Below are 15,988 nucleotides of genomic sequence, written 5' to 3'. Positions count from 1 at the left end.
TTCACGCGCCAACCGCACCGCGACGGTGCTGGGGGCGGCGCCGGGCATGCGGCTGACGCCGCTGCTCGAGCGCTGGGCGGCCGGGGAATAACCGGTGCCGCGTCACAGGTCCCTGAGGGCCTCGACCGGCACGATCGGCAGAAGGACGTGCGAGGGATGCGCCGGGTCCAGGTGGACGCGGTTGGTCGCGATGCGCTTCAGGCGTGCCGCGCCCTCCGGCTCGCCGGTGTTGGGATTGACATCGTATTTCGGGAAATTGCTGGACGATATGTCGAGCCGGATGCGGTGGCCGCGCTGGAACAGGTTGGCGGTCGCGAACGGCTCGATCGTGATCTCGTAGACCCGGCCGGGCGCCATCATCGACGGCGCCTCGAAGGAGTCCCGGTAGCGGCAGCGCAGGATGCCGTCGGTCAGGTTCATGGCGAAGCCGCGCGGATCGTCGGGCGTCGGTGGGTGCACGTCGATCAGCTTTGCCGTGAAATCCGTGTCGGGCGCGTCGGACGACACGAACAGCCGGACCGTGATCGGGCCGATCACCGCCATGTCCGCCGCCAGGGGCGCGGTCTCGAACACCAGCACGTCCGCCCGGGCGGCGAGCGGCAGGCCGGGGCGGGTGCAGCCGAAGAACAAGTCGGCCTCGCGCTGGTCGAAGGCACCGCCCGCGAATACCGGCATGCCCGACGTGAGCGCGCCGCCGATCGTCGGGACCGGGTGTGCCGGATCGAATTGATAGGCGAGCGGGTCACCCTCCCCCGGCAAAGCCGGGTCGAGCCGGCCGTCGGCATGGAGATGATAGGGCGTGAAGCGCGTGTCCGGCAGCGGCCAGTCTTCGGCTGCGATCCAGCGGCCGCCATGGTCGATCCGGCCTTCCGCCGTGCGCCGGCCGGTGCCGCCGCCCATCAGGAACAGCCGGACCGACGGCTCCCGGTCGACACCATTGTCGATGCCCTTCAGCCAATGATCGTACCAGCGCCGGCGGAACACCCGCCAGTTCGGCGCGACGTTGCCGTCGATCGGCGCCGCCGGCCCGAACTCCACGTCGCCGGCATGGCTCAGCGTGCGGTCGCCATGCAGCCACGGTCCCATGATCAGCCGCACCGCCGACTTCTTGCGGGCCTTGAGCGCGCTGTAATTGCCGATCGCGGTCGGCACATAGGCGTCGTACCAGCTCGACATATGGACCTGCGGCACGTCGGCGAACTGGTCGTAGAAGCCCTCGGCGTAGATGCCAAGGCGACGCCAGAAATCATCGAACGTGCCGTGAGTCCATTGCTCGAACAGGTAGGCCTCGTATTCCGGGACCCACCGCACCGGGGAATGGCCGGGCCGCCAGGGCATGGCGGCGAACCACATCCTCAGGTCCTCGGCCTCGAGCGCCGCCAGGACCAGCGGGTCGGCCAGCGCCTCGGGGCTTTCCTTGGCCTGGTTGAACGCCCAGGTCGCCTGTTTCAGCTCGAACGCGCCGCCCTGACGGATACCGCAGCGATAGGCGTTCGAGAAGCCGCCGCAATCGAGCACCATGGCGGCCAGCGCCGGCGGCGCCAGGCAGGCGAGTGCCGCCTGCGTATGGGCGGCATAGGACAGGCCCATGGTCGCGACCCGCCCGTCACACCAGGGCTGACGCGCGATCCACGCGATCGTGTCGAACCCGTCCTCGCCCTCGCTCAGGTATTTCGTGAACCGGCCGCCGGAGCCATGGCGGCCCCGGCAATCCTGATAGACGACCACATAGCCATAGCCGACGAACTCGGCAGCGACCTCGGCGCGACCGAGCGGCCTATCCTGGCCTCGGTCGAGTTCGGACCGCGACGGCGCCGATTTGTCGTAGGGCGTGCGTTCCAGGACGACCGGGAACGCGCCCTCGGCCACCGTGCCATCCCGTGCCGGCCGATGGATGTCGAGCACCAGGACGATGCCGTCGCGCATCGCCACCGGAATGTCGCGTTCCACCAGGACGTCGAACGGTTGGGTCATGGTTCAGCCGGTCGGCAGGAATTGATAGAGCCAGGTTTCGGTCAGCGCCGCGCCCTCGTGGCGCAGATAGCAGCGCAGGTCGATCGGCTCGGTACCCTCGACGACGAGATCGAACGCCAGGCGCCAATCCCGGGTGCCGGCAACCGGCAGGGCGGCGGCGGCGGCGATTTTGCCGCGTGTCGCGGTCACGACCGGTTCGACCCCGTCCAGCCGGGTCAGGCCGTCGAGCGAGGCGCCGGTGAAATCCACGACGAATTTCTTGGTCGCAGGCGGGCGCGGCCGGCCGGGTTGGCCGCCGATACCGATCCGGGTCGCGACCACGTGGGCGGCCTCGGGCGGGTGCGGCTCGTCCGCCAGCCAATATTGCCGATAGGCGAAGCGCAGTTCTGCGCCGGCTTTGACCGGGCCCTTCGGGACCCAGAAGGCGGCGATGTTGTTCGCCGTCTCGTCGCCGGTCGGTTGCTCGATCAATTGCACGGAGCCTTCGCCCCAGGGCGTCAGTGGTTCGATCCAGACGCTCGGCCGCCGCTCGTAGAACTGGGCATCGTCCTGGTAGCGGGCGAATTCCCGCTCGCGCTGCAGCAGGCCGAAGCCATGGGGATCCTTGTCCATGAAGGCGCTGATTTTGGTCGTGGCCGGATCGTTCAGCGGGCGCCAGATCCGTTCGCCGGCGCCGGTTGCGAGCGCCAGCCCGTCGCTGTCGTGCAATTCCGGATGCCAATCGACGCCCTGGGTGCGGTTGTGCTTGCCGTACCAGAACATGCTGGCAAGCGGCGCCACGCCCAGACGCTGGATCTCCTTGCGGGTGAAGAGCACGGAGTCGATCTTCAGCACCGGCTGCTTGTCGCTGGAAACGGCGATGCGGAACGCGCCGGTCAGGCTCGGGCCGTCGAGCAGGGCATGGATCAGCGTATCGCCGCCGGCGGTGCCGGGCTCGCCGATCCAGAAAGCGGTGAAGCGCGGAAATTCCTCGCGACCGGTCGCGGCATTGACCGCGACGGCGCGGGCCGACAGGCCATATTGGTCGAGTTCGCCGGAGCTGCGGAAATAGCTGGCGCCCTGGAACGTCAGGAAATCGTTCCGGGCGCCCGGATGCATCAGGCGGAAGCCGGAAAAACCGATGTCGTCGGGCAGTTTGCGCAGGAACTCGGCGGTGCCGAAATCGAACAGGGCCGGGCTGTATTGCACCTCGCGCGCGTTCGGACCGGCGATCTGGTAGATCCGCGCCGGCGCCTTTGAATATTTGCCGGGGTGGAACAGCTGCACCGGAAACGGCGCGCCCGATCCCGCCGGCCAGAGCTGCCGGTCCGACCGGTAATGGATCTGCTGGGCGACGTCGTAATCGATCTTATCCAGAATTTCCGCGTGGCGGATGACCGGCGGCTGATACGGGTGGCTGGCCAGCGCCTTGGCCTGGGCGATCAGGTGCTCGAAATCGAACGGCTGACTGGGCCCGAGCTTGATCGGCGGATCGGCGGCGAGCGCCGCGCGGAACGGCCATGCCGAGAGGGTCGGGCCGACGGCCACCGCCGCGATGCCGGCGAGCGCGCGGCGTCGGCTGAGGAAATTCATGGCGGTCTTTCGTACGGGAAAAGCAGGCGGAAACGGAAAAGGCGGCGCATGGGAGCGCCGCTTCGCTTCGGTTTCAAGAGAAAACTGGTTTCCGCGACGAAGGACCCCGCCCGCGAAGGGGCGGGGTGTCCCCGTGTCAACCTTCCGGATCAGGCGACGTCCTGAACGCCTTCGGCCGCGATCGGCTTCTTTTCGGGCCAGGGCGTGTGTGCCATGGCCGCGCCATTCTCGTCCGGGGTCAGGGATTCCTCTTCCTGCTCGCCGCCTTCCGTTTCCGGAACCGGCGCATCGAGGCCGCGGTTGAGCGCCCGGCGCAGGCGGCGCAGCTCGGCCGGCGGCTGGGTTTCTTCCGGCGTCAAGAACAGGCCCCAATGCTTCAGCTTGATGCCGAGGCTCGACCGGCTCGACAGCACCGACAGCGGGATCGCAACGGCGAGGCCGGCGAAGATCGGCGTCAGCCACCAGAAGAAGCTGGGCGCGATCCAATAGACCGCCCCGGCCCAGGCGAGGCCCAGCAGAGTCTGGCCGGCATGGCGCTTCAGTCCCTCGCGCCAGCTGAGGCCCCGGTCGTCGCGCGGCTGGGCTTCCCAGGCGACGCTGCGGCCGGAGAAGGCGGCGCTGACGAACAGCGACTGGAACAACATCATGATCGGCGCCAGCAGGGTCGAGAACACGGTCTCGATCAGCACGCTGGAGACGAGGCCCAACAGGCCGCCATAGGGCCGGCGGCGGGTCGGACTGAACACGACCAGCAGTAGTCCCATGATCTTCGGCAGGAACAGCGCCACCAGGGTCATGATCAGCAGCAGGTTGATCTGGAAATCGGTTGCGACCGGCCAGTTCGGGAACAGGTTGAAGCCCGGCTTGAAATAGACCGGTCCCTGCAGCGCACGCTCGACCGCATCGGCGGTGCTGAGGCTGAGGAGCGCCAGCCAAAGCGGCGAGGTCAGGTAGCTGGCGACGCCCATGCTCAGGTGCAGGCGGCCCATCAGGCGCAGGCCTGGAAAGCTCAATAGCCGGCTGTGCTGCATGTTGCCCTGGCACCAGCGGCGGTCGCGCGTCGCATAATCGATGACGTTGGCCGGCATCTCTTCGTAGGAGCCGGCCAGCTCCGGCACGATCCAGACCTTGAAGCCGGCGCCGGTGATCATCGCGGCCTCGACGAAGTCGTGGCTCAGGATTTCGCCGCCCAGCGGGGCGCGGCCCGGCAGGATCGGCAGCCCGCAATGGCGCGCGAAGGCGGCGACGCGGATGATGGCGTTATGGCCGTAGTAGTTCCCGGCACCGCCGGTCCAGAACGCGAGGCCGGAGGCCAGCACCGGACCGTAGAGCCGGCTCGCGAACTGCAGGATGCGGGCGAACGCGGTCTCGCGGTTCGCCGGCACCGGCAAGGTCTGGATGATGCCGGCATCCGGGTGGCCCTGCATCAGGCGCGCCAGTGCCACGATGGTGTTGCCCGACATCACGCTGTCGGCGTCCAGCACGACCATGTGCGCGTAGGCATTGCCCCAGCGCTTGACGAAATCCTCGATGTTGCCGGCCTTGCGCCCGACGTTCTTCGAACGGCGGCGATAGAAGATCTTGATGCCGCTCGCTGCATGGCGCCGGCGCAGGCCCTCGATCATCCGGCGCTCGGCCTGGCCATGGGTCGCGTCGCGCGTATCGGACAGCACGAAGAAATCGAAATGCGCGCCCTCGCCGGTGCGCTCCAGGCCGACCAGGGTCGCCTCGAGCCCCGCCGACACGCGCAGCGGATCCTCGTTGTAGATGGGCATGACCACGGCCGTGCGCTGCACCAGCGGCAGGTCGGCCTCGACCGTCAGGGTCGCCGGGTCGCCGCCGATCAGGCGCACGACGAAGCCGAACACCGCGGTCCAGAAGCTGATGGCCAGCCAGCCGAAGCTGATGGTGAACAACACCACGCCGGCAAAGCCGATCAGGCCCAGCCCGTGGGCGGCCATCACCTGGGACATCAGCGACGCCGCGATGCCCGTGCTGCCGATCGTCAGGATCAGCAGCGCCGCGCGGCGCAGGAACAGGGTCAGCGTGTGCGTCTTATGGTCATGCATGGCATACCCTCCGCACCACACAACGGGCGAAACGGCGATTCATTCACTCGGCCGTCCAACGAAATGTCCAGGTCTCGGACAAGGATCTGTCGCGCAGCTTTATGAAGGCGCGCATTTCCGAATCCTTCTTCCCGTCCGGCGTGAAGGTAAAGGCGGCCCGCCAGACGTCTGCATCCAGCTTTTGGCAAACGATATCATCAACTTTGCCGGTAGACACCGTCACGATGGCTTCGACCGGCAGGCGATCGGACAGCGACGGAATGTCGCCCCCCGTGAAGTCCAGCCAGAATCGCAACGCTGCCTTGTGATCGTCCTTCGCGGCATCGACCGGCGCGACGGGTCCGGAACGGGTGCCGACCACACGGCCGATGGTCGGTAGCGGCGTGGCGCCGGGCAGGGTCGTGGCCCGATAGGTGAAAGCCACGGGCACGCCCGCCTTCACCGGCGTGTCCGGCACCCAATAGGCGGCCATGTTGTCGTTGATCTCGTCGTCGCTCGGAATTTCGACCAGCTCGACCGCGCCCTTGGCCCAGTCGCCTTCGGGCTCGACCCACAGGCTCGGCCGGCGCTGGTAGTGCTCGAGTACATCCTCGTACTGATGGAAGTCCGTCTCGCGCTGCATCAGGCCGAAGCCTTTGGGGCTCTGGTCGCCGAAGGCGCTGACGCGCAGCACCTTCGGGTTCATCAGCGGCCGCCAGACCCACTCGCCCGACCCGGTGTGCAGCGCCAGCCCGTCGCTGTCATGCACTTCGGGCCGCAGGTCGGAGAAGGGCCGATTGCCCAGCTTGCCATGGAGGAACATCGAGGTGAGCGGCGCCATGCCCAGCTTGCGGATGTCCAGTCGGGGATAGAGCACGGCCTCGACCCGCATGCGGGTCTCGGTATCGGGCGTCAGCTCGAACCGGTAGGCGCCCGTCGTGCTCTTGCTGTCGAGCAGCGCGTAGACGACGACGGTCGAGGCGTCGGAGGCCGGCCGCTCGATCCAGAATTTGGTGAAAGCCGGGAATTCCTCGCCCTGCGGGCTGGCGGTATCGATCGCGAGGCCGCGACCGGACAGGCCATATTGCTCGCCGCGACCGATCAGGCGGAAATACGAGGCGCCCTGGAACACGGCGAATTCGTCGTAATAGTCCGGCCGGTTCAGCGGGAAATGCAGGCGGAACCCGGCGAAGCCCATATCCTGGTCGAAATTGGTCTCGAATTTGTTCGGGCCGAAATCGAACATTGCCGGGTTGTAGCCGATCTCGCGGACCTCGCCGCTCTCGATCGTATGGATCGTGACCTTGCGATCATACTGGAAGCCGCGATGGAACATTTCGATACGGAACAGGCCGCCGTCGGTCCACAGCGCCTGGTCCGAGCGATAGTCGATCATCCGGAAATGGGCGTAGTCGAGCGTCTTCAGGGAATCGGGCAGCGGCGGGCTGCTGCCGTCATAGGGCTGCTTGGCCAGCTGGACCGCCTGGTCCTTCACCGTGTCGAACGTGAAGCCGGCGGAATCGCCGGCCAGCACCGATCGTGCCGGCAGAGCCAGGGCCCCGGTGGCAGCCGTTCCCGCCAGGGCGGCGATGAATTGACGACGTCTGATCTGCATGATCGATCAACAGCCCGCTAATGCTTTGGATCCTTTAACATCCGAACGAGATATCGCATATCGTCGTTAACGGCCGACGTGCGATAACGTCGGAGCCACGGCATGGCTGCTCTGCGGCCGCTTCGGGCTAAACGGTTCGCTCATGGGATCGAAGGCGGGGCGCCCATCGTTTACCCCCCGGTAGCACGTTTCGGAAAAGAAACGCCGATGACCGCCGCTCGAGGCCGCATCGGACCTGGGTATGGGAGCCGGTCCTGGAAGCTTCAATCGATCTCAGCCCTCCGCCGGCACGGCTGGGCTGGAGCTACTTCATCGATTTCGACGGCACGCTGGTCGATTTCGCCGAGACGCCCGGCGCGATCACGGTCAGCGCCGATTTGCGCGCGCTGCTCGATGCGACGCACAAAGCGGTGCATGGCGCGCTCGCCATCGTCAGCGGGCGGCCGCTGGCGGAGCTCGATCATTTCATCGCCCTGCCACACCTGCCCATGGCCGGTCAGCACGGTCTCGAATGGCGCGATGCGTTCGGCTGCGTCGCACGCATGCCGCGGCTCAGCCTGTCGCCGCATATCGTCCAGGCGGCGCACCATTGGGCGGCCGAGCGGCCGGGCAGCCTGGTCGAAGTCAAGGATTTCTCGGTCGCCCTGCATGTCCGCAGCGCCCCCGCCCTGTTGTCCGAGGCGCTGGCCTTCGGCCGGCAACTGGTCGCGAGCGACCCGAGCCGTCTGATGCTGCAGCCCGGATCCTTCGTGGTCGAGATCCGCTGTCGCGGCGGCGACAAGGGCGACGTGGTCAACCGCCTGCTGCGCGACCGGCCGTTCCTCGGCCGACGGCCGGTGTTCATCGGCGACGACCTGACCGACGAGCATGGCTTCGCGGCGGCCACGCGCGGCGGCGGCTTCGGCATCCTGGTGGGTGCGGAGCGTGAGACCGGGGCACGCCACCGGCTGTCCGACCCTGCGGCGGTCAAGGCCTGGCTCCGCCCGCTCTCCGCCGGTTTGGCCTAGGAGGCCGCATGCAAAAGCGATTGAACGATGGTGCTAGCGACGGGCGCGGGGGATCCGCATCTTGAGCCGGCTCGTCGTCGTCTCGAACCGGATCGCGCCGGTCGGCGAGGGCGGGCCGCCACAGGGCGGTCTCGCCGTCGGCGTGCTCGAGGCGCTGCGCGAACAGGGCGGCGTCTGGCTCGGCTGGTCCGGCAAGATCGTCGAGACCGTGCCCGACAAGCCGCGCTTCCGCACCTTCGGCAAGATCACGGTCGTCGAGCTCGACCTGACCCAGCTCGAGTACGACACCTACTATCTGGGCTATGCCAACGGCACGCTGTGGCCGGCCTTCCACTACCGGCTCGACCTGATGGAATTCTCGCGGCCCAACCTCGAGGGCTACCAGGCGGTCAACCGGCGTTTCGCCCGGGCGCTCGACGGTTTCCTGCAGCCGGGCGACCGGGTCTGGGTCCATGACTACCACCTGATCCCGCTTGCGACCGAACTGCGCGCGCTCGACATCTCGCTGCGCCTGGGCTTCTTCCTGCATACGCCGTTTCCCGCAGCCCAGGTCCTGCTGGGCGTGCCCTGGCATCGCGACCTGGTCGAACATCTGGCGACCTACGACGTGGTGGGATTCCAGACCGAACGCGACGTCGCGGGCTTCGCCGATTACCTGACGGTCGAGAAGCTTGGCACGATCGACGAAAATGGCCGGGGCGAGGCGTTCGGCCGGACGTTTCTGGCCAGCGCCTTTCCGATCTCGATCGAGACGGCAGGCCTGGTGAAGCAGGCGTCCGACATGGAAGGTTCGCCCCAGGTGAAGCGCCTGAAGGCGAGCATGCGCGGGCGCAAGCTGATGATCGGCGTCGATCGCCTGGACTATTCCAAGGGGCTTGTGCGCCGGATCAAGGCGGTCGAACGGCTGTTCGAGGCGCATCCCCAGTTCCGCGGCATGGTCTCGTTCATGCAGATCGCGCCGCCGACGCGGGGGGAATTGCATCAGTACCGCGACATCCGGCACGAGCTGGAGCAGCATTCCGGACGGATCAACGGCGCCTATGCCGATTACGACTGGATGCCGATCCGCTACATCAGCCGATCCTATTCCCGGCGTACGCTCGCGGGTTTCTACCGGGCCAGCGCCATCGGCCTGGTGACGCCGCTGATCGACGGCATGAACCTGGTGGCCAAGGAATATGTCGCCTGCCAGGATCCGGAGGATCCGGGCGTGCTGGTGTTGTCCTGCTTCGCCGGCGCGGCCCAGGAGCTCGAGGGCGCGCTCATCGTCAATCCCTATGATTTCGAATCGGTCGGCGACACGCTGGCCGGTGCCCTGCAAATGACGCTGGGCGAGCGGCGGGAACGGCACAAGATCCTGATGGATCGGCTGAAGCGCTGGGACGTGACCGCCTGGCGCCGGGCGTTCGAGGCGGCGCTCGCCGACGGGTGATGCCGGACGGCTTCCGGCTTGAAGTTGGTGTTTCAGGATTGGAGGTTGCCATGGCCGAAAGAACATACGTGCCGCTCAAGGATTCGGCGCGCGCGGCGCCGGCCGGCGCTACCCTGCTCGGCCCGGTCGATCCGGCCCAGTTGCTGACCGTCAGTCTTTACTTGCGGCCGCATGCCTCGCCGCCGGCCGGCATGCGACTGGAACGCGCGGAATTCGCCCGGCAATACGGCGCCCGCTCCGAACACGTCGCCCGGATCGAAACCTATGCCGTGGACCATGGCCTAGTCGTCGCCGACATCGATCTGGCCCGGCGCCTGGTCCGGCTGGCCGGCACGGTCGCGGCGATCAGCCGCGCCTTCAGGACCAAGCTCGATCGCTATGGCACCGATACCGGCGAGCATCGCGGCCGCAGCGGCCCGCTCTATGTCGGCGACGACATCGTCGACCTGGTCCATGGCGTGTTCGGCCTGGACGACCGGCCGCAGGCGCGGGCGCAGTTCCGCGTCGCGGCGGCCAAGGCCGCGCCGACCAGTTTCGCAGCACCGGCGCTGGGCAGGCTGTATGGCTTCCCGGATGGCGATGGTGCCGGCGAGACGATCGCGCTGATCGAACTCGGCGGTGGTTTTGCCGAAGCCGATATCGCGACCTATTTCACCCAGCTCAAGATCGCCGCGCCGACGGTGACGGCGGTCGCGGTCGACGCCGGCCGGAACGCACCGACCGGTGATACGAACGGTCCCGACGGCGAGGTGATGTTGGACATCGAAGTCGCCGGCGCGCTGGCGCCCGGCGCCGCGATCGCGGTCTATTTCGCGCCGAATACCGATCAGGGTTTCGTCGATGCGGTCACCCAGGCGATCCACGATCCGACGCTGAAGCCGTCGGTCATCTCGATCAGCTGGGGCGGTCCGGAATCCAGCTGGACCCAGCAGGCCGCCAATACCATGGACCAGGCGTTCCAGGATGCGGCCAGCCTGGGCGTGACCGTCTGCGTCGCATCCGGCGATGGCGGATCCGGCGATGGCGTCACGGACGGCAAGGCGCACGCGGATTTCCCGGCATCGAGCCCGAACGTGCTCGGCTGCGGCGGCACGCGCGTGATTGCCGCGGCGGACGGAACGTCGATCGCCAGCGAAACCGTCTGGAACGATGGTGCACAGGGCGGCGCCGGCGGCGGCGGGATCAGCACGTTCTTCCCGGTCCCGTCCTATCAGCAGGGCGTGGCCCTGCCGCCGTCGGCCAATGCCGGCGACGGTCCGGGGCGCGGTGTGCCGGATGTCGCCGGCAACGCCGATCCAGAGAGCGGCTACCAGGTGCTGGTCGACGGCAAGAGCATGGTAATCGGCGGCACCAGCGCCGTGGCGCCACTCTGGGCCGGGCTGATCGCGCTGCTGAACGCCAACCTGGGCCGGCCCGTGGGCTTCCTCAACCCCATGCTCTATGCCCATGCCGCGGCCTGCCGCGACATCACCAGCGGCGACAATGGCGCCTATCGGGCGGGGAAAGGCTGGGACGCCTGCACCGGCCTCGGTTCGCCCGACGGCACGGCGCTTCTGGCCGCGCTGGAAACCAAGCCGGCGGGCTAGAGTTTCGCTTTCGCCATTGTCTCGGTCCGATACTCGTGCCAGCTTCGGAAACGAACATCGATCGGGACGGTGAGGATGAGCGACGGAACGGTTGAGCGGACGGGGGCGGCGGCACGGCACAGCGGCATCGTGTCTCTGGTGCGCCAGCGCGGCTTCATGGCGATCGAGGCGCTCGCCAACCATTTCGACGTGACGGTCCAGACCATCCGCCGCGACCTCAACCTTCTGTCCGAGGAAGGCCGCGTGCTGCGCTACCATGGCGGCGCCGGCCTGCCGTCGAGCGTCGAGAACATCGACTATACCGCGCGCCAGGTCATGAACCCGTTGGAGAAAGACCGGATCGCCCGGCTGGTCGCCCAGGAGATCCCGGCCCACGCCTCGCTGTTCATCAATATCGGCACGACGACCGAGGCGGTCGCCCGCGCGCTCGCCGGCCACCAGGATCTGCGCGTCATCACCAACAATCTCAACGTCGCCTCGATGCTGGCGCGGAGTACCGATTTCAAGGTCATTCTGACCGGCGGCACGGTACGCAACCGCGATGGCGGCATCGTCGGGTCGGCCTCCTGCGACATGATCGGCCAGTTCCGCGTGGATTTCGGCATCATCGGCATCAGCGGCATCGACGAGGACGGCACCTTGCTCGATTTCGACGCCGACGAGGTCAGGGCCGCCCAGGCGATCCTGCGCCATTCGCGCCAGGTCTTCCTGGTCGCCGACCATACCAAGTTCGCGCGTCGCCCGATGGTCCGCATGGGCTCGATCGCCGAGGTCAGCGCGCTGTTCACCGACGAGCCGCCGCCGCCGGCGATCGCCACGCTGCTGCAGCAGCATGACGTGGCACTGAAGATCGCACCTGCCGACTAACGTTTGTTCGTTTGCGAAGAATGATCCCGCGGGTCATGGCCGCCGGACGCCGAAGGGGGAAAGCATGGCGCGATTCGTCGGAGCGCTCGATCAGGGCACGACCAGCACCCGGTTCATCGTGTTCGATCGTCAGGGCCAGATCGTGTCGGTCGCTCAGAAGGAGCATCGGCAGATCTATCCGAAGCCCGGCTGGGTCGAGCATGACCCGCTGGAAATCTGGCACAACGTCGGCGAGGTGACGGCCCGGGCGCTGGAGCAGGCCGCGATCGCGCCGTCCGATCTCACGGCGGTCGGCATCACCAACCAGCGCGAGACGACAGTGCTGTGGGATCGCAGGACCGGCCAGCCGCTCCATAACGCGCTGGTCTGGCAGGACACCCGCGCCGACCATTTCGTCGCGGCCTATGCCGCCGACGGCGGCCAGGACCGGTTCCGTGCCAAGACCGGCCTGCCGCTCGCCAGCTATTTCAGCGGGCTCAAGTTGAAATGGCTGCTCGACAATGTCGAGGGTGCGCGCGCCAAGGCCGAGGCCGGCGACGCGCTGTTCGGCAATATCGATACCTGGGTGCTCTGGAACCTGACCGGCGGACCTGAAGGCGGCCTGCACGTGACCGACGTGACCAACGCCAGCCGGACCCAGCTGATGGACCTGGGCACGCTGGACTGGGACGCGGACATGCTGCGGAATTTCGACATTCCCCGTGCCTGCCTGCCCGAGATCCGCTCGTCGAGCGAAGTGTATGGCACGGCCCGGGGCGTGCTGGCGGGCGTGCCCGTGGCCGGCATCCTGGGCGACCAGCAGGCGGCCCTGGTCGGCCAGACCTGCTTCGTCGCCGGCGAGGCCAAGAACACCTACGGCACGGGCTGTTTCCTCTTGATGAATACCGGCGAGACGCCGGTGCCATCGACCTGCGGCCTGGTCACTACGGTCGGCTACAAGTTCGGCCAGGCGCCGGCGCATTATGCGCTGGAGGGTTCGATCGCCATCACCGGCGCCCTGGTGCAATGGTTGCGCGACAATCTGGGCCTGATCCAGTCGAGCGACGAGATCGAGCCGCTCGCCCGTTCGGTCGAGGACAATGGCGACGTCTATTTCGTGCCGGCGTTCTCCGGGCTTTATGCGCCCCATTGGAAGGAAAGCGCCCGCGGCGTGGTCGCGGGCCTGACCCGCTTCGCCGGGCGCGGCCATCTGGCCCGCGCGGCGATCGAGGCGACGGCCTTCCAGACGCGCGACGTGCTGGGCGCCATGCAGCGGGATTCCGGCATCGCCATCAAGGAACTTCGCGCCGACGGCGGCATGGTGGTGAACGAGTTGTTGATGCAGTTTCAGGCCGACATCCTCGACGTCCCGGTCGTGCGTCCCAAGGTGATCGAGACGACGGCGCTGGGCGCCGCCTACGCTGCCGGCCTCGCCACCGGCTATTGGCACAATGAGGATGACCTCAAGCATAACTGGGGCCGCGACCGGACCTGGACGCCCGCCATGGCCGGCGCCGACCGCGACCGGCTCTACGCGTCCTGGCAGAAGGCGCTCAGGCGTTCGTTCGACTGGGTCGACTGAGGAACCGACGCGGAAGTTTTTAGGGATGCGACCGCATTGCTCTGTAGCATGATCACGCGGAAGCTATGCCGTAGACTTGGCCCATGTGCGCCCAAGCCTGAGCCAATACCGCTCCTTCCAATTGCCGAAGTAGCGGTGTCTTTCCAATGTCAGAATAAGGGTGGCTGACGGTGATAATGCGGATGTCGCGACCATTGTAGATGCTGTGTTGGAGTATGCCGATAGGACTATCAGGCAAATGAAGAAGATTGGTAAGGAGTCTAGCCGGACGCGGGCCGAGAACTACGATTAGCATGGGCGATTGATACGATCTGAATGTCCAGATATTCGGCACAGAGCTGGGAATTGACTGCATCCTCCATCGGATGCGCGAGCGCCGCTCGATCGCTGGGTAAGCCCAGATAGGCATTTGTATAGAAGCCTAATGTACCCGGGATTTTTTGCATCGAGAATCCGGTTCCTAAGCCAGCGTCTAGTCGGCGGGTTCTCGTGAAGCTTGAGCCGCTGAAAGCCCGCAAGCGAACCGAAATCGTTGCCAAGAAACATGATGCCGTTCTTGGGGAACGCATGCGGACTTTGACGCCTCAAAGCCATCGGGTCCGCATCCCGCCAGAGACCATCGCCGCCAGGAAAGAAACCTTGGCCGATGAGCGTTCGTGGGAATGGCTCTATGCCCAAGGGATAGGGTCTTCCCGGGAATCGCATGTAGCTTTCGAGCTTCGTGAGTTCGCTGCGCAAAAGATCCACCGTCACTTGCCGGAGTCCAATGCGCTGCGGCGCCCGATTCCTTCGGCAAGCATCGTCGTCACCAGCATGTTGAGCGAAACGCCCTCGCGCTCGGCGCGGCGCGCAAGGGCCGCATGGAGTGACTTCGGTACGCGTTGGCGCCATTGCCCGCCGTAGACCTCGCCACTTGCCGGGACCGGCCGGCCAAGCTCTTCAAGGGTTCGAACATAGGACGCGAGCGCGTCGCGGCCTTCCAGCATGGCGGCCTCCGGGGTTTCCCCATCGGCGACGCAGCCGGGGAAATCGGGAAATTCGATCAGATAGCCGCCGCCCTCCTCTTTCGACAAAGGCCGGATCTCGAAGCGGGGAAGGAGTGTCGTTTCATTCATGATGGTCACCAACAAGATCGATCAGGGCGATGAACCGGATCACGTAGATGGGCTTGATCGGCTTATGCGCTGGGACGGTCAGCGGTGCCGTCCCCGGCCGGCTGAACGTTACGGGACTGGTGCCCGGCTGCCGCCAGTCGATGGCGTATCGCGCTGCCAAGGCTTTCAGATCGTCGATCGCCCAATCACGCGGATTGTTGCGCATGCGGGCAAGGATCTTTCCACTTTGGTCACATATGATACCGGCTAGATCGCATGATACCCAGTGAACGCGGTCGACTGGCCAAATTCCCTCCGCTCTGATTGAGCGACGCTCTAACCCGCCCGGAGAATCCCCATGAAGATCGCGCTCATCGCCCATGACCGGCTGAAGCCGGCGTTCGTCGTGTGGGTGCGCAAGCACGAGGCCACCTTCGCCCAGCACCACATGGTCGCGACCGGGACGACCGGGACGCAGATCAAGCTCGCCTGCCCCGGCCTCGACATTGCGCTGGTCAAGAGCGGGCCGTTGGGCGGGGACCAGCAGATCGGCGCGATGATCGCCGACGGGCTGGTCGGTGCGGTAATCTTCATGGCCGATCCGTTGACGCCGATGCCTCATGACGTCGATGTCAAGGCGCTGGTCCGACTGTCGACGCTCTACAACATCCCGATGGCCTGCAACGAGGCGACGGCCGATCTGGTCGTTGGCTGGCTGACGCAGATGGTGCACTGACCGGGGATATCCCGCCGGGTCTCCCGCGCAATTCGCGCTTCGATCCCGTGCTTTCCCCATGCTAGCGTCCACCGCCGCTTCAAGGACCGGTACCGGAGAGAAGGTCATGGGGAAAAATCCCGAGAAGTCTGGTGGGGTGTGGCTATGGGGGCTGCTGCTGCCCTATGTGGCCCTGCTCTGGCTGCCGTTCTACAATGCGAGGGAGCCGGCCATCGCCGGCTTTCCGTTCTTCTACTGGTATCAGTTCGCGTGGGTGCCGCTGACGTCGCTGCTGATCTACCTTGTCTATAGGAAGGTCAAATGAGCGATACGATCAACTGGACGGCGCTCTGCGTTTTCATCCTGTTCTTCGCGTTGGTCACGGTCATCGGCTTCTTCGCGGCCCGCTGGCGCGCCGGCGACATGACGCAGCTCCATGAATGGGGCCTGGGCGGCCGGCGGTTCGGCACGATCATCACCTGGTTCCTGGTCGGCGGCGATTTCTACACGGCCTATA

The 15,988-nt window shown here is 66.5% G+C and carries 13 protein-coding genes and 1 pseudogene; 8 read left to right on the top strand and 6 right to left on the bottom strand.

The window, feature by feature from the left end; translation table 11 throughout:
- Positions 1-102 precede the first annotated feature (102 nt).
- The 4 genes from VGV37_RS14115 to VGV37_RS14100 form a co-directional block, all read right to left on the bottom strand.
- Positions 103-1,974 (bottom strand): CocE/NonD family hydrolase, encoded by a 1,872-nt coding sequence (locus tag VGV37_RS14115; RefSeq protein ID WP_326880331.1) that lies wholly within the window; start codon positions 1,972-1,974, stop codon positions 103-105.
- A gap of 3 nt (positions 1,975-1,977) precedes the next feature.
- On the bottom strand, positions 1,978-3,546 hold the full coding sequence (locus VGV37_RS14110; RefSeq protein ID WP_326880330.1) for a glucan biosynthesis protein D: 1,569 nt from the start codon (positions 3,544-3,546) through the stop codon (positions 1,978-1,980).
- 149 nt (positions 3,547-3,695) lie between these two features.
- A complete protein-coding gene (gene mdoH, locus VGV37_RS14105) occupies positions 3,696-5,615 on the bottom strand; it encodes a glucans biosynthesis glucosyltransferase MdoH (protein WP_326880329.1) in 1,920 nt (639 codons plus the stop codon).
- Between the two features lie 43 nt (positions 5,616-5,658).
- Entirely contained in the window at positions 5,659-7,209 is a 1,551-nt protein-coding gene (locus VGV37_RS14100; protein ID WP_326880328.1) for a glucan biosynthesis protein G, read from the bottom strand.
- A 254-nt stretch (positions 7,210-7,463) separates the two neighbouring features.
- Between VGV37_RS14100 and otsB the strand changes: the two genes are divergently transcribed.
- From otsB to glpK, 5 genes are all read left to right on the top strand, one after another.
- Complete coding sequence (gene otsB / locus VGV37_RS14095) at positions 7,464-8,216, top strand: trehalose-phosphatase (protein WP_326880332.1); 753 nt, start codon at positions 7,464-7,466, stop codon at positions 8,214-8,216.
- A 61-nt stretch (positions 8,217-8,277) separates the two neighbouring features.
- Positions 8,278-9,648 (top strand): alpha,alpha-trehalose-phosphate synthase (UDP-forming), encoded by a 1,371-nt coding sequence (locus VGV37_RS14090; protein WP_326880327.1) that lies wholly within the window; start codon positions 8,278-8,280, stop codon positions 9,646-9,648.
- 50 nt (positions 9,649-9,698) lie between these two features.
- Complete coding sequence (locus VGV37_RS14085; RefSeq protein ID WP_326880326.1) at positions 9,699-11,234, top strand: S53 family peptidase; 1,536 nt, start codon at positions 9,699-9,701, stop codon at positions 11,232-11,234.
- A gap of 75 nt (positions 11,235-11,309) precedes the next feature.
- Positions 11,310-12,101: a DeoR family transcriptional regulator gene (locus tag VGV37_RS14080; RefSeq protein ID WP_326880325.1), complete on the top strand. Its 792-nt coding sequence runs from the start codon at positions 11,310-11,312 to the stop codon at positions 12,099-12,101.
- A 64-nt stretch (positions 12,102-12,165) separates the two neighbouring features.
- Positions 12,166-13,662, top strand: coding sequence for a glycerol kinase GlpK (gene glpK, locus VGV37_RS14075; RefSeq protein WP_326880324.1), 1,497 nt, complete (start codon positions 12,166-12,168; stop codon positions 13,660-13,662).
- 749 nt (positions 13,663-14,411) lie between these two features.
- Here the strand turns inward: glpK and VGV37_RS14070 are convergent.
- A complete protein-coding gene (locus VGV37_RS14070) occupies positions 14,412-14,777 on the bottom strand; it encodes a type II toxin-antitoxin system HicB family antitoxin (RefSeq protein WP_326880323.1) in 366 nt (121 codons plus the stop codon).
- A complete protein-coding gene (locus VGV37_RS14065; protein WP_326880322.1) occupies positions 14,770-14,982 on the bottom strand; it encodes a hypothetical protein in 213 nt (70 codons plus the stop codon). Before VGV37_RS14065 ends, VGV37_RS14070 begins: the two co-directional genes overlap by 8 nt.
- Positions 14,983-15,114: 132 nt before the next feature.
- On the opposite strand from VGV37_RS14065, the gene VGV37_RS14060 reads away from it, so the two are divergent.
- The 3 genes and pseudogenes from VGV37_RS14060 to VGV37_RS14050 form a co-directional block, all read left to right on the top strand.
- A complete protein-coding gene (locus VGV37_RS14060; protein ID WP_326880321.1) occupies positions 15,115-15,492 on the top strand; it encodes a methylglyoxal synthase in 378 nt (125 codons plus the stop codon).
- Positions 15,493-15,598: 106 nt separating this feature from the next.
- A complete protein-coding gene (locus VGV37_RS14055; protein ID WP_326880320.1) occupies positions 15,599-15,796 on the top strand; it encodes a DUF3311 domain-containing protein in 198 nt (65 codons plus the stop codon).
- A pseudogene (locus VGV37_RS14050) lies at positions 15,793-15,988 on the top strand (sodium:solute symporter); the annotation flags it as partial. The gene VGV37_RS14055 and the pseudogene VGV37_RS14050, both read left to right, overlap by 4 nt.

Source organism: Aliidongia sp. (genome assembly GCF_035943795.1).
Lineage (GTDB): Bacteria > Pseudomonadota > Alphaproteobacteria > ATCC43930 > CGMCC-115725 > Aliidongia.
The sequence above is the reverse complement of the archived record's forward strand: the minus strand, read 5'-3'. Positions and strand labels throughout refer to the sequence as shown.